The following is a 14772-nucleotide window of genomic DNA, read 5'->3' as shown; positions in this document are numbered from 1 at the left end:
GACGGGCGACCTCGGCTAGTCAGGTTCGCTTGTAAGCCACGACCTCACCGCCAGAAGTTCGAGTCGAGCACGTGTAGGTTGCGCTGTTCGGGTCGTCCAGCGTCCGTACCAGGCGGTACTGCTGCTCCCACCTCTCCAAACCCTGCTCGTCGTTGAACCGGACAGTCACAGTGAGGTCGTGCTGATCGCCTCGCTCGCGCAGGAGAGGCAGCTCGACAGGCACCTCAACCGTCGCTTGCAGCGCGTTAACGGGGCGTGGCGCCACCCTCGGAATGTTGATCGCCTGCCGCAGTTGCTGTGGGGCTGTGCGTACTTCCACCATCACGTCGACCGCCGCGAACTGTGATCCGTTGTGAAGCAGGATCTTGTTCACGGCTGCCTCTGCGTGCTGCGGGATGATCTCGACGTTGAAGATCGGTCGTAGTGCGAGGGCGAGCGCGCGGGTTGCGGCATCGGCAGTGGCACTTGTCTTGCGAGCCGTACGCAAGGCCGCTCTCGCAGAGAAGGCAGCAGCGACCGCGGAGACAGAGCCGGCCATGGCACTGATGACGGGGGCGTTGGTGGTCCACGACATCGCGCTAGCGTGCCTTATCGCCAATGATCACGGCTGGGCACAGGCGCCAGCGTGCGTCGCCCGCTGAAGGCCAACCGGGTGGCGTCGTAGGAACAGACCAGCTCAGAAGTCACCGTCACCGATTTCGGGTGTACCGCGCCCACACCCGAAGTCCTTCGCCATCTGCACCCCATGGGTGATCTCCGGCGACAGGGTGGTTGTCGAAGCGGATCAGCTCCGGGTGTTCTGCCTGGTCATCGCTGCCATCAGTCGCCCTCCGTGTAGATCCGGAGCCCCTTGCCGTTGCCATGTACCGCGCGCCACGCCGCGTCCTGCTCGGCACGGGTCGGCCACCACGGCTCGTGCCCGTTACGGACCAGCCACACCAGCCGGTCACGGGTGTTGTCCGGCCACGGCGGTGTCGTCGGCGCAGATACCCAGCCGCGGGAGCGACCCGGCCACACCGTGCACAAGCCAGCCTCGAACTCGGCGTGGTCGCCGCTGTAGTCGTGCTCAGGATCCGGGCCGACCACCATGGACCAGGCGGTGCGCAGCTCGACGTACTCACGGGCCAAGCCGGTCTCGTCGTCCAGCCGCGCGTACGCCGCGCGTTCCCGCTCACCGGCCTGCAGCGCCCACTTGGCACGCACGTCCGCGCCCGCGCCGGGCGGTGGACCCTCACCGAGGTCATTCACCGCGGCCACGATGTCGACCCACAGCCGCCCGCCGGCGGGCGCCAGGAACTCGCGGATGATCCGATCCCGCTGGCCGTCCACCGCCTTGCTCAGCGTGTCGTCGGCGCGCTTCGCCGCAGCGGTCAGCACCTCGGCGCGCGCCAGGTATTCGCGTTCGGCGCGGTCGTGGTCGACAAGGCCGGACACGTCGAGCTTCGCGGGCGTCTTGCTGGCCAGCGCCGCCTCAACGTGGTCTTCCCACGGGTAGACGGGCTGGTCGAGGTGGGCGAGCGCTTCGGACAGGCGCACGGTGGTGCGGTAGGCGTCGGCGACAGCGCTCGGCAGCGTCCAACGGCGGGTGGGCGCTGCCTCCAGCAGCGCGCGCAGCCGAAGCGCATTGCGTGTGTGGAGCTTGCTCATGTGCCCTCCGTTCAGGCCGCGTCGTCGGAGCCGTCGGCATCCGCCTCGGCCGCCCACTCCCGCGCGTGAGCACCACTGCCCAGCTCCGAGGGCACAGCCAGCTTGTGCTCCCAGCTGCGGTGCAAGCCCGCCATCGGGCTCGACGTGGTGAGTTCGGCGAGATCACCGAGCGCTTCGGTGCGGCCGTTCAGCTCGGCCCACTCCGTCATCAGGGCACCCCAGGCACCGCCCATCGGCGCGTGCTCGAACACCCGCATGGCGACGGCCTTGCCCAACGCCTCGTCGCCCGTCTCGTGCGCCCGCTGCAACAGCCGCGCGGCCTGCTGGGCTGTCTTCACTCCCTCGGCGCGCTCCAACGCGTCCCGGAAGTTGATCGCGCTCGCCGGATCACCGGCGGTCGGGTTGCCGAACAGCTTGCGGCGCAACTCGTCGACACGCGTCTCGCGCTCGGCCTTCGTCTCCCGCTTCGCCTGTCCCATCTCGTCATTCGCCTTGACGTACGCCGCCGCGATCCGGCGCCGCTTACCGTCGTCGGACAGGTCACGCAGCCCCCGAATGTGGGCGACCTCCCGATCCAATGCCTTGCGGATCTCCGCTGCTGAACGGGCCACGGGCGGCCCCCTCTCGTGCTGTGCGCCGAGCCCGGAAGTGCTCGACGTCGTCCGGGTCCAAGACCCACCGACTGCCCAGGAGGGTGGCCGGCAGCCGACCCGCTTGGATCGCCCGTCGCACGCTGCGTTCCGCGATCCCGAGCCTCCGCGCCGCCTGGACAGTGGTGAGCCGACCCGACGATGCGCCCGCGCCGTCCACCGGGGACAGCGAAGGTCCGGAACCGGACCCACCCACCTGCGCACGCCACGCCGCGGCAGCCACCCGCAACGCCACCACGACCGCATCCACCTCGGGATCGTCGCCACGATGCTCGGCCGCGTACCGGCCCAACGTCGTCCGCAGCAGCACCGCCGCCACCCGGCCCGGAACCACCACCACCGGCCCGCCAAGGCCATGCACGAACGCCTCCGGAGGACGAGTCACCAACGCCCCCTCGTCCGGGCCGCGTCGAACGCCAACGGCGACGACGGCCAGTAGTGCGCCGCCATCAACGCCGGCCGCTCAAGACCACGCTCGGCCCCCCACGCCTCGACCGCGGCCTGCCAGCGACGCCACGCCGTGAACCGACGCCACCCCGCCGGGTCCGGGTGGCCGCGGTCCGGAGGCTTCTCCGACACCGTGACGAAGTCCTCAACCCGCGCGACACCACGCCGCAACTCCTCGGGCAGCTCCTGCGGCTCCTGCGCCGCCTGCCGCTGCCTACGCCGCGCCACGAGCCCCCCTCGGCCGGTACACCCCGCGGATCCCCCGACGCTGCGGACGCTGATCGTCGTCGTCCGGCAACCGCAACGCCGTCAACAGCCTCGCCAGCGTCGTCCGCTGGTTGCGCAGCTCCACCAACGACGGATGCGTCATCGGTCCCCGCTGCGGGTGCTCCAACAGCACCCCGTCACGCGCGACCACCGCGTCCAACAGCGCCACCTGGTCGGCCACCCGCGCGGCCTGCTCCAACACCGCCAGTTCGTGCGGCGCCAGCTCGAACTCCTCCGCGATCGAGCACCACAACTCGCGGCCAGCATCGGCCAGCCCCGCCGGAACCTCTCCCACGTCATCCACGACGGGCCTCCCGTGTAACGCTTTTAAGCCTCTGACCTGCGGTTTCGCAAGTCCTCAGTAGACGAATCCCTTGATCTGTCCTGAGCCTGAACAGGGGGTCACAACACCCCAGACACCCCCCGAAACCGCCCCCACGGCCAGCTGGGCAACGCGCACGCGCACGCGCGCGGAACGATTTCAGGTGCCACGCACGGCGAGGCCCAGCAACTCCCCGCTGTCCTGAGGGGTGGGGGGAGGAGGGGAGGCCCCGGTGGGTGGTGGGTGCCGGTCGCGCAGCCGGGTGGCACGTCCAGGAGCGGATCGTGTCGTTGGTGCTCGGCTTGGTTCCTCGTGCGGCGTGCCGTACAGCGCTCACGGGGTGACTTTGACGCGACCGGCGAGTCATCAGGCGGCTACCTGGTCGGTGCCGAGTGCCCAGCCGATTAGGGCTGTGGTGTGGACGTAGGCGTGCGTGACGGTGGTGGCGTCGGCGTCGACCAGGCGGCGCGTGTAGAAGCTGGCTGCGCCATCCGCCAGGTGGGCAAGTAGTCCGCGGTCACCGTCGCGGGGGTTCATCGGGTTGCCGTCATCGTCGCGGTAGAGGGGGAAGGGGCCGCTGGTGCGGCTGACCTGTTGGCCGTCGAGTGGTCCGCCGAGGTAGGTCGCGGTGCGGTTGAGGGTGGTGCGGGTGGTCATGAGGCGCTCCAGAGGTGCCGGGCGTGGGTGCGGCAGCAGCGTCGGCCGCGGCTGTCGAGTCGGGTTGGTGTGGCGCCGCAGGTGTCGCAGGGCTGCGGGTCGCCTTGGTCGGGGCGTCCGACAGAGAGAAGGTGCAAAACAGCGTCTCCAGCGTCTCCAGCGTCTCCATGTGCGCGTTTGCGCTGGTCAGACGCTTGAAGTTCTGGAGACGCTAGCGTCTCCGCAGCGTCTCCCGCGGCGGCGCGGATAGACCACCGGGCCACTTCACTACGCCGTTCGGGGGTGGCGGTTAGCCGGTACAGCCGCTTACTGCCGTGTCCGCGCTCGGAGTCGTCGACCTCGATGCCGATGGCTCGCAGCACTGGGGCCAAGCGCTTGAGCTGTCCGCCGGCGCGCGTGGCATCGGCTGGCCAGCGCTTCGGGCGCCGCTCCGGTTCGCCGATCTTGGCCAGCAGCTCGGTAGCAGTGAGCCGCAGCCCGTCGGGTCCGGCGGCGTCGACCAGCTCGACCACGGCCTGTGCGAATGGCTCACCGTCGAGGACGTCGGCGACGGCGTCGCGGGCAGTGGCCTTGTAGGACTCGACGGTGTTCCAGCCCTGTACGGCGTCGACGGCGGCCAGCACGCGGGCGAAGTCGGCCATGCGGGGGCGTCCGGTGAGCGTCACCGTGGGACGGGCCTGCAGCACGCGGGCGAGGAGGTCGAACAGCGACGCGAGGATGGCGCCGTGCGCGTAGGCGTAGGCGGCGTCAAGTTCTGCTTCCTCGCGGCGCTTGCTGTCGGGGATGAGGTTGAGCTCGATGGTCAGCAGTCGCTCGGCGAGGTCGCCGGCCAGTGCGCCGGCGTCGATGGTGGTCATGGCGAGGACCCGTTGGAACTCCAGGACCACCACGTCGTCGTCGGTATAGAGCGCCCGGTCCACGATGCCGTCGCCGGTGACTGCGCGGCACAGGGCGTCGGACAGCCAGTCGGGGACGGTGGACACGTTGTCGAGGCACAGCGCCCATGAGTTGAAGGCCTGTGTTGCCCAGGACTTGATGTCGCGGGGTGCGGTGCGTTTCGGCGCCCCGGATGGGTCGATGATGCCGATGACGATCTGCGCGGCCTTGGACTTGCCTGTGCCCTGTTCGCCGCGGAACGCGAGGATCGGGTGGGGCAGGTCGGGGATGAACGCGGCGATCAGCCAGGCGACCAGGAGCCGGAACCCGTCCTCACCGACGTTGAGCAGGTCGCGCAACAGGGCGAGACCGTCACCGTCGCGGATCGGGTCGGGAAGCGGCTTCATAGCGCCGGATCGGCGGAACAGCACCGGTGAGCGTGACGCGCGGTGCCATCCGTCGGGGCCGATGATGACGCACCGGCCGTCGGAGGTGCCGAGGTCGATGACCACGGCGTCACCGTGCTGCGCGACCCTCAGATGCGGCACGCGTGGTTCTGCGGCGGCGGCGATGCCTTCCAGGACCGTCATGGCGTCGGCGAGCGCCGACTGGGACGGCACGGAGCCCTTGTCGTCGGAGTACATGCGGGCGAGCTGGGAGCGCAGGCCGGCCTTGCCGCGTAGCGGGAGTGCGATGTTGGGGCCGTCGAGCTTCACGCCGTACGGGCGGCCGTCCTCGGACATGAAGAACTCGAACTGGCTGCGTGCGAGGGCGACCAGGAGGGTTGCCTGGGAGGGGCCACGTTCGCCGTTGTCGGCGGCCTTGCTCATGCGGCGTTCTCCTGTGCTGGTGGTTCGCTGTGGCCGGTGGCGACCCATCGGCGGACCGCGTCGGGGTCGATGGTTCGGGTGGTGGGAACGACGGCGCGGCGTCGGCGCAGCTCGGCGTAGGGCACGGTGAGCGCGTGCCGCGCCCGCCACATCGCGGACATGACTTCGGCGGTCTGCTTCACCGTGGCCTGCTCGAGGTGTTCGAGGACTTCGGCGCGTTGAGCCTGGGTGACCGCCCACATCAGGGCCGCGTAGACGACGGCCGCGTGCTTGTCGGGGTGGTTGTCGGGCAAGTCGGCCCACTCCTGCGTGCCGGGCCACGGAGCCTGTCCGCCGGCCTGGTCGAACAGGGGTTGTGCCCACTGTCGGATGAGGTCGGGGTGGATATCGGTCACTGGGCACCGTCCAGCGGCGTGGACTGGCCGGTGAGGTGCTGGTCGAGGTGGTTGAACAGGTCGGTCAGCTCGGCGCGGATCGCCGCGTTGGGGACGCCGAGCGTGTGCCGCGTCCGGTTGACCACGCGGGTGATGAGGGCCTGCCAAGAGCGGGACCGGACCAGTCCGGCGCACGCGCTGCAGAGTGCCCATCCGTCGAGGTAGCGGACGATGACGTTCGAGCCGAGGACCATCCGCGCGAACGGGCGGCAGTCGAACAACTCGACCGGTGGCCGGGTGGTGCAGGTGTCGCAGACTTGTTCGCGGAGCCGCGTGTTGAGGCTAGACTTGGTGGCCTGGTGATGAGGGGTCATGAGGGTGGCCTTTCGCTTTGGGGAGCCGGTCCGGTGGTGCGGGCCGGCTTCCTGCTTTTCGGCGGCGGGCAGGAGTTCGTCAGGCTGCGGTCGTGATGCGGGCCGACAGGGCGGCGAGTCGGTCGTATTCGTCCTTGGGGATGAACAGGCTGCCGCCGATGCGAACGGCTTGCAGTTCGCCCATGTTGATCCAGTGGTAGACGGTGCTCTGCGGGAATCCGAGAGCGGCGATGTCCTTCGCGCGGTAGCGGCGAACTGGTGCGGTGGTGGCGGTCATTGCGGTTTCTCCTCGGTCGCGTGTGCGGCGGTGACCAGGTAAAACACATGGTTTCCGTACCGTGCGAAATTTACAACTGTCCACATGGGACACGAATCGGGAATCGGCGATCAAGCCTGTTGGTTCGCCGCTTATGTGCGTACTTTGAGCGAACATCATGATGCGCACACAAGCGCTTATCGCAAGGAACTTGCAGTGATTTACGGTTGCAACTATCTCCGCGAATCGCTCGCATGGAGTAGCGCCGTGCGGCTACCGCGCCTTGCTCACTGCCTCGCAGGCCGGGCAGACCTTGCGGCCGAAGACACGCGGGAACAGGATCCGGTTCGGTTTCTCGATCTTCAGGCCGCACAGGGTTTTCGCGCTGCCGTCCCACCAGCTGCGCTTGCCCATGTGCACGATGTCGTCGTTGTCGGGCATGTCGGTACCTCCGGTTAGTAGCGGGCCACAGCAGCCCGGATGGCGTCGAACGCGACCACGGCGACGGGTTGCGCCGAGCCGTTGAGCCGCTGCCGCGGCGGGGTCGGCCGCTCCACGCGCGCGGCACGCAGGGCTTCGCCGAACCGCTTGGGCTCCCAACCGATGCGGTCGGCGAGTTCGGCGACCGCGACCAGGCCGGTCTCGTGTGGCTCGATGACGTCGACGAGGTAGTTCAAGACCTCGGGCATCTCGACGTCGTCCACCAGCACGGCGTCGACCGCTTCGCCCGCCTGGTCGCTGCCGACGGCCTGGTCGATCAGCTCGGCAACGTCCTCGGGCAGGTCACCGACCGCGGTGTCTCCCGCAGCGTCGCCGGTCAAGGTGCCCGCCATCTCCCGCAGCGCACGTCCGCGCTCACAAGCGGCTTTGACCTGCGCGAATGTCAGGAAGTCGGTTGCGAGGGTCACGGCCTCACCGGCGGATAGCGCGGTCTCACCGTCCGCGCCGAGCAGCAAGCCAACGCCCTTGTGACTGGTCAGCAGCTTGGACGCGTCCATGCCAGCCTTGTAGGTGCCCGCGCCCAGGATGGTCTCCGACGCCTGATAGGTCATGACCTTCAACGCGAAGCGGGTACCGATCACACCGCGCAGCTTGTCCGGCAGTACCTTCGCGTCCGGCTTTTGCGTGGCCAGGACCAGCGAGTAGCCGGCGGCCGGCCCGGTCTTGGCGATGAACGTCAGCAGGTCCAGGATGCGCTGACCGATCTTCTTCCCCTTGGGCTGGTCGGGGTCGATCGGGGTGTCGTTCTCCAGATAGTTCTGGATCTCGTCGACCGCGATCACGGTCAGCGGCATCCGGTGCTTGGGGTCGCGGGTCAACTCGGGCGTCACCTTGCCCTCGGGCGCCACCTCGTCGAGCGCAGTGGAACGCAACCGCGTGTAGGCCTCCTGCATCGCTGCCGCCGTCTCCTCCAACACGGCGACGAACCGAAGCGCGGACTCGGTCCGGGCGTCGGGGATGAACCGGTGCGCGACCAGCTCGAACGGCCGGAAGTCCTTGCCGCCCTTCCCGTCGGCCACGATGAGGCGCACGTACGGGTCGAGTGCCGCCGCGGTGACGGGGATGCGCGCAGCGAACGTCTTGCCCTGCCGCGGAATCGCGCCGACCAGCAGCGACGTCCACACCACCGGCAAGTCGACCCGCTCGCCGCGGGCGGTGCGGCCGAACGGCACCGGCCGCCACAGGTCCCACTCGGACGCCTCGGCCAGCGCCGACACCACCGGCGGACGGGCGTAGGGGTCGCTGTGCCCGATCCACACCGACAACCGCCCGGCGTGGCCCTGGTCCCCGCGGACGCGCTCGAGAATGAGCCGCATCTCGTCGACGGCCAGCGCCGACGCCAACGCCTCCCGCTTCGCGATCACGTCCGACGCCTTCCGCGACGGCGGCAGGTCGATCACCATCGCCCACCCGGTCGCGTCGTTGCGGGGACGCTCGACCATCAGCAGGCCCTCGGTCTTGCCGATCGCGCCGGCCGCCCGGAACGCCTCCACGAGGTTGTTGCCGTCCATCAGCATGGCCAGCGACCGGGCGCCGCCGAGCGTGGCCTGACGGCCCGGTGAACCGTCCTTGCGGCGTCCGACAGCGGCGAGCGCCAGCGTGGTGACACCGGTGACAGCGACGACTGCCACCCCTCCTGACACCAGCCACCACACGGTGCCACCGAGGCCGGTCACGACCATGCCGGTGAGGCTCAGCCACGCCCGGCGCCTGCGGACCGCGGCGATGTCCTGCCACCGCGCGGCCAGGGTGTCAGTCGACTTCGCGGCCTGGTAGAAGTCGGCCACCCGGACCCACTGCCACCACGCCCTGCACGCGACCACCGAACCGCGCAGAACGGCACCGGGGTAGCGCAGTGGCATGACGGCGACAGTCCGTGTCATGTCGGCCACGGCGGCGTTGTCCTGCCACTTGGCGGGCAGTTTCGCGCGGGCGACCTCGACCGCCCGGCGCGCGCGTGACCGCTGGTACTCGTCCTCGGTCACCAACTCGCCGTGCAGCACCTGGCGCACCGGTTCGGCGGCTGCTCCGGGCAGGTGAACCAGGTTGCTCGGCCGGTCGTCGCGGGGCATGGGTTGTGCCATGATCTCGGCTCCACTCCTTCGGGAGGTGGGACCAGGTGGGCGGCCAGGTTCCTACGCCGGTAGCCGCCCACCTGGGGCTTCAGGGCTTGTGGGTGCTGCTCATGGCGAGCAGGGCGAATCCGGACACGACCATCAGGCCGTCGATCACCAGCGGGCCGACACCGGCCCCGAGCGGGTCGTAACCCCAGCTCACGAGTACCGCCCGGATGTGGCCGTAGGAGATGACGCCCGACCCGAGGGCCACCACCGCGACACCGCCGAACCGGACCGCCATCCATGCCCGGCCGTCGCGCCACGCGGTGCGGGAGATGACCTCGACGGACACCAGCAGCGCAACCGGCCACACCGCCGCGCCGACCTGTGAGGCGACGCTGGGGGCCCAGTTGTCCGGCATGTCACCCGCGGGCAGCCACGCTGCCAACCAGTTCGCGGCGATCGAGACCACCGAGCCGAACGCGAACCCGAACCATGCCACGAACTGCGCGCCCCGGTGCCCGGCGGCGGGGGTGTCAGTGGTTGCGGTGTCAACGACCGGGGGTGACATGCCAGGGGTGACAGCCCTGTCGACGGGGGGTGCCTCGACGGCCTCGGCCACCGGCGCCGGGGCCGGCTCGGCGACGACCGCAGGCGGGGTGTCAGTCGCCCTGTCAGTCGGGGTGTCACCGGCGCTGTCCGGGCCGCTGTCCTCGGTCAGCCCGTCCTCGCGACGGACCTCGGCGATGCGGTCACGGGCCCACGACTCGGACCGGTCGAACTGCTCGGCCAGCTGCGCCCGGTTCAGCGGCTGCCCCTGGGTGATGCTCTTGCGGTACGCCTCCCGCGCCCACTGCTGCAGCAGCGCCGGCGACACCAGTTCCGAGGTCGTCACCGGACACCACCGTTCGGGCCGGTACCGCCGGGCACACCGCAGTAGGGCACCGGGTGCCCGTCCTCGGCGATGTAGACGACGACCGGGTCACCGCCGCACGAGCACTTCTCCCCCGGCAACGGGGCACGCTGGCCGCTCACCGGGCACCGCCGTACGTCGTGGCCGGCGCGGTCGGCGCGGTGTGCACCGCGAGTCGGGCGGTGTCCCCGGCGTCGGCCAGGCGCTCGGCGACGTCGGCGACCAGCGCCGCGGCGAACACCACGATCCGGGCCAGCAGGGTCAACACGGTCACCAGCACGTAGGCGACCGCGGCGGGCAGCGTGAGCCGCCGCAACGCGTTCCTGGTCGTCACGGGGATCTCCTCAAGTCGGTTGGGCCGTGTCGCGCCCGCGGTCGGGGTCAACGGGCGCGGCACGGGCTTGCGGGCTGAAACGCCCCGTGAAGCCCACCGACCGCGTGCCGGTGGGCAACCGGCACGGTCAGGCCACGAACCAGGAGGAGACGACCTCGGCGTCACGGACGGCGTAGTAGTCCAGCCAGTCCGCCGCCTTGAGCAGCATCTCGCCGAGCTTGCGGGCCTCGGCCGCGGTGAAGGAGGCGTTCGTGCCGTCGGTGGTGTCCAGGCTGACGTTCACGTAGGACAGCACGCCCTCGTCGTCTGCGGGGTCCGCCGCGCGCCGGTAGGACACCGCCATGGCGTCGCGGTCTTGGCAGGTGTCGTGCGAGGTCCAGCCGACCACGCGGACGGCTTCGCAGTTCCCCGGGCCCTTCTCAGGGGTCGCCAGGTGGGCGCCGTCGCAGCCCTCGATGCACCGGGGGATGACGTTGATGGTGGCAGTACGCTTCCGCATGGTCCACTCCTGTGTCAGCAGGTTGGGGATCAAGGCCCTCGGTCGGTGCTCCAACACCGCCGGGGGCCGCTTTCGTTTGGTGCCGGAACCCAGCGTAGGGAACATGATGTTCCCTGTCAAGCGGCTAGATACTGGGCAAACAAGGCCGCAGTACGTAACATCAGGTCACATGGGTACCGATGGAACACTATGCACCGTGGACAAGCGATCACTGGGGCACATGGCGGGCCGGTTCCGGGAAGCTGAGGCGAGAGCCGAGATCCTGCGGCTGGAACTCGCTGTAGCGATCCGCGAGGCTGCGAAGGACGGCGTGTCCCAGAAGGACATCTGCGAGGCGACCGGCTACACCCGTCAGCAGGTCCGCCGGATCGTCCAGGCTGCGGTCGAACCGCCTGGTGACGACTAGCTGTGGACAGCACGAGAGGCCCCCGACGCACCTGGCGTCGGGGGCCTGACTTTTGCTCCGTATCGACGAAAGTCTGCCCGTTATGTCCGGTTCGACCGGTTCTATGGTCGGAGGGAGACGCTGCGGAGACGCTAGCGTCTCCCACGCCTCATGCGTGCGACCTGCACAAACGGAGGGACGGAGACGCTGGAGACGCTGGAGACGCTGTTTTGCACCTTCTCTCTGTTGGAACCTGTGAAGAGGTAAAGATCACCCGGCGTTTACCCTCCACTTACGTGCGCAACCCGGCGCGGTCTGAGCGGCGCACACACGCGGGTTAGCGAACGGACGTGCACGTCAGCGAACGTTCATGTTCGCGCGGAACGCGCACGGAAGCGCGGGTGCATGAATGGTCCATTCACCCGCACTCGTCCGCCCGGCCGAAACTCAGCGCTGCCAGGAGAACAACGCGTCACCCGCCGCCACCGCGCCACCGGCCTGGTCCAGCAGCACCTCGGGGGCCGCGTCCAGCGCGATCACCGGGCAGATCGGCGCGAAACCCGCCGCCTCCACCTCCGCCGGGTCCCACGTCACCACGGGCTGCCCCGCGCGCACCGCCTCGCCCTTGACCACGTGCACCGTGAAGCCCTCGCCCTTGCGCTTCACCGTGTCGATCCCGAGGTGCACCAACACCGCCGCACCCTCCGAAGTGGCCACGACGAACGCGTGCGGGTGCAGCGTCACCACGGTCCCGTCCACCGGGGACACCACGTCCGCACGCACCCGCTCCGGCTCGACCGCCACCCCCGGACCGACCATGGCCTGCGCGAACACCGGGTCCGGCACCTCGGCCAACGGCACCACGCGCCCGCCGACGGGGCTCGTCACGCGCAGCGTCACAGCAGGTCCTCGATGTCGCTGGCGATCGTGTCGGCCTCGGGACCCACCACCACCTGCACGACGTTGCCCGCACGCATCACGCCGTGCGCACCCAAGCCCTTCAAGGCCTTCTCGTCCACCAGGGAACCGTCTTCCAGCTCACAGCGCAGGCGCGTGATGCACGGCTCGATCTCCACGATGTTGTCCGCGCCGCCGAGCGCGGCGAGAATCCCGGCCGCTTTGTCGTCCGCCACTTCGAAGTCCTCTCTCGACACCTGCCCTGAGGGTGCCACCGCTCGGGCACGGTCCCGTAACGGCGGTTGACACCCGGTTGGCGCGCGGAGCATCCTCCCCGCACCAACTGGTCTAGACCGGAAAGTACCAATGCCCGTATGGACGCGCGAGCGCCGGGGAGGTGTCATGAGCCGCAACGAGATCGTCGACGGGCCCAAGCCCAAGCACGCCCAGCTGCGCGACATCCTGCGGCGCATGGCCGAGCAGGAGCTCTCGCCGGGCTCGCCGATCCCGTCCGAGCGCGACCTCGCCGAGCAGTACGGTGTGTCCCGCATCACAGTACGCGCGGCCGTCGGCCAGCTCGTCGCCGAGGGCCTGCTCACCAGGGCGAAGGGCCGCGGCACGTTCACCGCACGGCGGCGCATGGACGTCCAGCTGTACCTGGAGTCGTTCACCGACGACATGCGCCGGCGCGGCCTGACCCCCGCGACCGAGGTCCTGGCCTGCGCCGAGGAGGCGCCGCCGCCCGAGGCGACCGCCGCGCTCGGCCTGCTGCCACACGAACCGGCGTGCCGGCTCGTCCGCCTGCGCCGGGCGGACGGCGTGCCGCTGGCCGTCGAACGGGGCTGGTACAACCCGCGGGTCGTGCCGGACCTCGACCAGCACGACCTCACGGCCTCGCTCTACACCCTCATCGCCGACACGTACGGGGTCCAGCTCGACCACGCGGGCCAGACCGTGTGGGCCGAGGGCGCCGACCCCGAGACCGCGAAGCTCCTGGCTGTCCGGCCGGGCAGCCCGCTGCTCGTCTTCCGCCGGGTCTCGAGCTCACGAGGCAGGCCCGTCGAGGACATGACGTCCTGGTACCGGGGCGATCTCTACCAGGTGACCATGCAATTGGACCGGACCGTCCCGGAATCCGGCCCACACCACTCCGCCAAGGGAGGTACCCCATGAGCGCCAGCGCCCCACAGGCGACCGGCGGTCGTGAGATCAAGGGTCTGGCCGGGCTTCAGCGATTCGGCCGCAGCCTCATGCTGCCGATCGCCGCACTGCCCGTAGCCGCGCTCCTGCTACGACTCGGCCAGGACGACATCCTCGGCAAGGACTGGCTGGGCTGGAACGCGGTGGCCGGCGTCATCGGCGGGGCGGGCAACGCCCTGTTCGCCAACCTGCCGCTGCTGTTCGCCGTCGGTGTGGCCATCGGCTTCGCCCGGCGCGGTGACGGTTCCACCGCGTTGGCCGCCGTGGTCGGCTTCGTGGTGACCGAGGCCGTGTTCAAGGCGATGTCGCCGCTCGTGCTGCCGCTGCCGGAGGACGCGGCGGCCGACGCCAAGCAGGAGCTGATCAACTACTCGGTGCTGACCGGCATCGTGGTCGGCTTGATCAGCGCGGTGCTGTGGCAGAAGTACCACCGCATCAAGCTGCCCGCCTACCTGGCCTTCTTCGGCGGCCGGCGGTTCGTGCCGATCCTGGTCGCGGGCGTGATGATCCCCGTCGCGGTGGTCATGGGACTGGTCTACCCGTGGTTCGACGCGGGCCTGACCTCGGTCGGCGAGGCGATCTCCGGCAGCACGATCATCGGCGCGGGCGTCTACGGCACGATCAACCGCCTGCTGCTCCCGCTGGGCCTGCACCACATCCCGAACACGTTCATGTGGCAGGTCTTCGGCGAGTACGAGGGCAAGACCGGCGACATCCAGCGGTTCTTCGCGGGCGACCCGTCCGCGGGCACGTTCATGACCGGCTTCTTCCCGATCTTCATGTTCGCGCTGCCGGCGGCGGCGCTGGCCATCGTGCACACCGCCCGGCCGGCGCAGAAGAAGGTCATCGCGGGCATCATGGGCTCGGCTGCGCTGACCTCGTTCATCACGGGTGTGACCGAACCGCTCGAGTTCGCGTTCATGTTCGTGGCGTGGCCGCTGTACGTGATCCACGCGGTGCTCACCGGCACGTCGTTGGCGATCAGCAACGCGCTGGACATCCACAGCGGGTTCGGGTTCTCCGCGGGCGCCATCGACTACGCCCTGAACTTCAACATCTCGACCAAGCCCTTGCTGATCCTGGTGCTGGGCGTGATCTACGCGGCCATCTACTACTTCCTGTTCCGCTTCGTCATCACCAAGTGGAACCTGAGGACTCCGGGCCGCAGCGCGGACGAGGACCCCGAGGCCGACGCGAGCGTGGTCGACGGCGACAAGACCGCCACCACCGCCAAGGGTGACAAGGAAGGCCGGTCGGACGCGACCGCGTCCTGACGGCGAGTCGGA

The 14772-nt window shown here is 69.7% G+C and carries 22 protein-coding genes; 3 read left to right on the top strand and 19 right to left on the bottom strand.

Annotated features, from left to right (window positions below; all coding sequences use genetic code 11):
• Positions 1–19 precede the first annotated feature (19 nt).
• The 17 genes from ABTZ99_RS13510 to ABTZ99_RS13430 form a co-directional block, all read right to left on the bottom strand.
• Positions 20–574 carry a hypothetical protein gene (locus ABTZ99_RS13510; protein WP_499611232.1) on the bottom strand — a complete coding sequence of 185 codons (555 nt, stop codon included), beginning with the start codon at positions 572–574 and terminating at the stop codon, positions 20–22.
• Positions 575–819: 245 nt separating this feature from the next.
• Positions 820–1647 carry a hypothetical protein gene (locus ABTZ99_RS13505; RefSeq protein ID WP_499611230.1) on the bottom strand — a complete coding sequence of 276 codons (828 nt, stop codon included), beginning with the start codon at positions 1645–1647 and terminating at the stop codon, positions 820–822.
• 11 nt (positions 1648–1658) lie between these two features.
• Positions 1659–2258: a hypothetical protein gene (locus ABTZ99_RS13500; RefSeq protein WP_499611228.1), complete on the bottom strand. Its 600-nt coding sequence runs from the start codon at positions 2256–2258 to the stop codon at positions 1659–1661.
• Positions 2188–2457 carry a helix-turn-helix domain-containing protein gene (locus tag ABTZ99_RS13495; RefSeq protein WP_499611298.1) on the bottom strand — a complete coding sequence of 90 codons (270 nt, stop codon included), beginning with the start codon at positions 2455–2457 and terminating at the stop codon, positions 2188–2190. Before ABTZ99_RS13495 ends, ABTZ99_RS13500 begins: the two co-directional genes overlap by 71 nt.
• A gap of 221 nt (positions 2458–2678) precedes the next feature.
• Positions 2679–2972: a hypothetical protein gene (locus ABTZ99_RS13490; RefSeq protein ID WP_499611226.1), complete on the bottom strand. Its 294-nt coding sequence runs from the start codon at positions 2970–2972 to the stop codon at positions 2679–2681.
• Positions 2959–3315, bottom strand: coding sequence for a hypothetical protein (locus ABTZ99_RS13485; protein WP_499611223.1), 357 nt, complete (start codon positions 3313–3315; stop codon positions 2959–2961). The genes ABTZ99_RS13490 and ABTZ99_RS13485 overlap by 14 nt, the downstream gene beginning before the upstream one ends.
• A 384-nt stretch (positions 3316–3699) precedes the next feature.
• Positions 3700–3990: a hypothetical protein gene (locus ABTZ99_RS13480; protein ID WP_499611221.1), complete on the bottom strand. Its 291-nt coding sequence runs from the start codon at positions 3988–3990 to the stop codon at positions 3700–3702.
• Complete coding sequence (locus ABTZ99_RS13475; protein ID WP_499611219.1) at positions 3987–5696, bottom strand: AICE element replication initiation protein; 1710 nt, start codon at positions 5694–5696, stop codon at positions 3987–3989. Before ABTZ99_RS13475 ends, ABTZ99_RS13480 begins: the two co-directional genes overlap by 4 nt.
• Complete coding sequence (locus ABTZ99_RS13470) at positions 5693–6091, bottom strand: DUF2742 domain-containing protein (RefSeq protein WP_499611216.1); 399 nt, start codon at positions 6089–6091, stop codon at positions 5693–5695. The genes ABTZ99_RS13475 and ABTZ99_RS13470 overlap by 4 nt, the downstream gene beginning before the upstream one ends.
• Complete coding sequence (locus ABTZ99_RS13465) at positions 6088–6444, bottom strand: hypothetical protein (RefSeq protein WP_499611214.1); 357 nt, start codon at positions 6442–6444, stop codon at positions 6088–6090. Before ABTZ99_RS13465 ends, ABTZ99_RS13470 begins: the two co-directional genes overlap by 4 nt.
• Before the next feature lie 79 nt (positions 6445–6523).
• Positions 6524–6721 (bottom strand): helix-turn-helix domain-containing protein, encoded by a 198-nt coding sequence (locus ABTZ99_RS13460; protein WP_499611212.1) that lies wholly within the window; start codon positions 6719–6721, stop codon positions 6524–6526.
• Between the two features lie 252 nt (positions 6722–6973).
• The gene (locus ABTZ99_RS13455; RefSeq protein ID WP_499611209.1) at positions 6974–7141 is read right to left on the bottom strand and encodes a hypothetical protein; all 168 of its coding nucleotides are present in this window, start codon (positions 7139–7141) and stop codon (positions 6974–6976) included.
• Between the two features lie 14 nt (positions 7142–7155).
• A complete protein-coding gene (locus ABTZ99_RS13450; protein ID WP_499611207.1) occupies positions 7156–9285 on the bottom strand; it encodes a P-loop NTPase family protein in 2130 nt (709 codons plus the stop codon).
• 79 nt (positions 9286–9364) lie between these two features.
• On the bottom strand, positions 9365–10153 hold the full coding sequence (locus tag ABTZ99_RS13445) for a hypothetical protein (protein WP_499611205.1): 789 nt from the start codon (positions 10151–10153) through the stop codon (positions 9365–9367).
• Positions 10150–10293 (bottom strand): hypothetical protein, encoded by a 144-nt coding sequence (locus ABTZ99_RS13440; protein ID WP_499611202.1) that lies wholly within the window; start codon positions 10291–10293, stop codon positions 10150–10152. The genes ABTZ99_RS13445 and ABTZ99_RS13440 overlap by 4 nt, the downstream gene beginning before the upstream one ends.
• Complete coding sequence (locus ABTZ99_RS13435) at positions 10290–10505, bottom strand: hypothetical protein (RefSeq protein ID WP_499611199.1); 216 nt, start codon at positions 10503–10505, stop codon at positions 10290–10292. The genes ABTZ99_RS13440 and ABTZ99_RS13435 overlap by 4 nt, the downstream gene beginning before the upstream one ends.
• A gap of 127 nt (positions 10506–10632) precedes the next feature.
• Positions 10633–11004 (bottom strand): hypothetical protein, encoded by a 372-nt coding sequence (locus tag ABTZ99_RS13430; RefSeq protein WP_499611196.1) that lies wholly within the window; start codon positions 11002–11004, stop codon positions 10633–10635.
• A gap of 196 nt (positions 11005–11200) precedes the next feature.
• Here ABTZ99_RS13430 and ABTZ99_RS13425 point away from each other — a divergent pair, with 196 nt between their 5' ends.
• A complete protein-coding gene (locus ABTZ99_RS13425; RefSeq protein ID WP_499611193.1) occupies positions 11201–11410 on the top strand; it encodes a helix-turn-helix domain-containing protein in 210 nt (69 codons plus the stop codon).
• A gap of 426 nt (positions 11411–11836) precedes the next feature.
• Here the strand turns inward: ABTZ99_RS13425 and ABTZ99_RS13420 are convergent, their stop codons facing one another.
• On the bottom strand, positions 11837–12289 hold the full coding sequence (locus tag ABTZ99_RS13420) for a PTS sugar transporter subunit IIA (RefSeq protein ID WP_498779876.1): 453 nt from the start codon (positions 12287–12289) through the stop codon (positions 11837–11839).
• Positions 12286–12522: a PTS sugar transporter subunit IIB gene (locus tag ABTZ99_RS13415; RefSeq protein WP_123746555.1), complete on the bottom strand. Its 237-nt coding sequence runs from the start codon at positions 12520–12522 to the stop codon at positions 12286–12288. Before ABTZ99_RS13415 ends, ABTZ99_RS13420 begins: the two co-directional genes overlap by 4 nt.
• 166 nt (positions 12523–12688) lie before the next feature.
• On the opposite strand from ABTZ99_RS13415, the gene ABTZ99_RS13410 reads away from it, so the two are divergent.
• Entirely contained in the window at positions 12689–13459 is a 771-nt protein-coding gene (locus ABTZ99_RS13410; RefSeq protein ID WP_499611189.1) for a GntR family transcriptional regulator, read from the top strand.
• The gene (locus tag ABTZ99_RS13405; protein WP_498779880.1) at positions 13456–14760 is read left to right on the top strand and encodes a PTS transporter subunit EIIC; all 1305 of its coding nucleotides are present in this window, start codon (positions 13456–13458) and stop codon (positions 14758–14760) included. Before ABTZ99_RS13410 ends, ABTZ99_RS13405 begins: the two co-directional genes overlap by 4 nt.
• Positions 14761–14772 lie beyond the last annotated feature (12 nt).

Source organism: Actinosynnema sp. NPDC002837 (genome assembly GCF_040295345.1).
Lineage (GTDB): Bacteria > Actinomycetota > Actinomycetes > Mycobacteriales > Pseudonocardiaceae > Actinosynnema.
The sequence above is the reverse complement of the archived record's forward strand: the minus strand, read 5'-3'. Positions and strand labels throughout refer to the sequence as shown.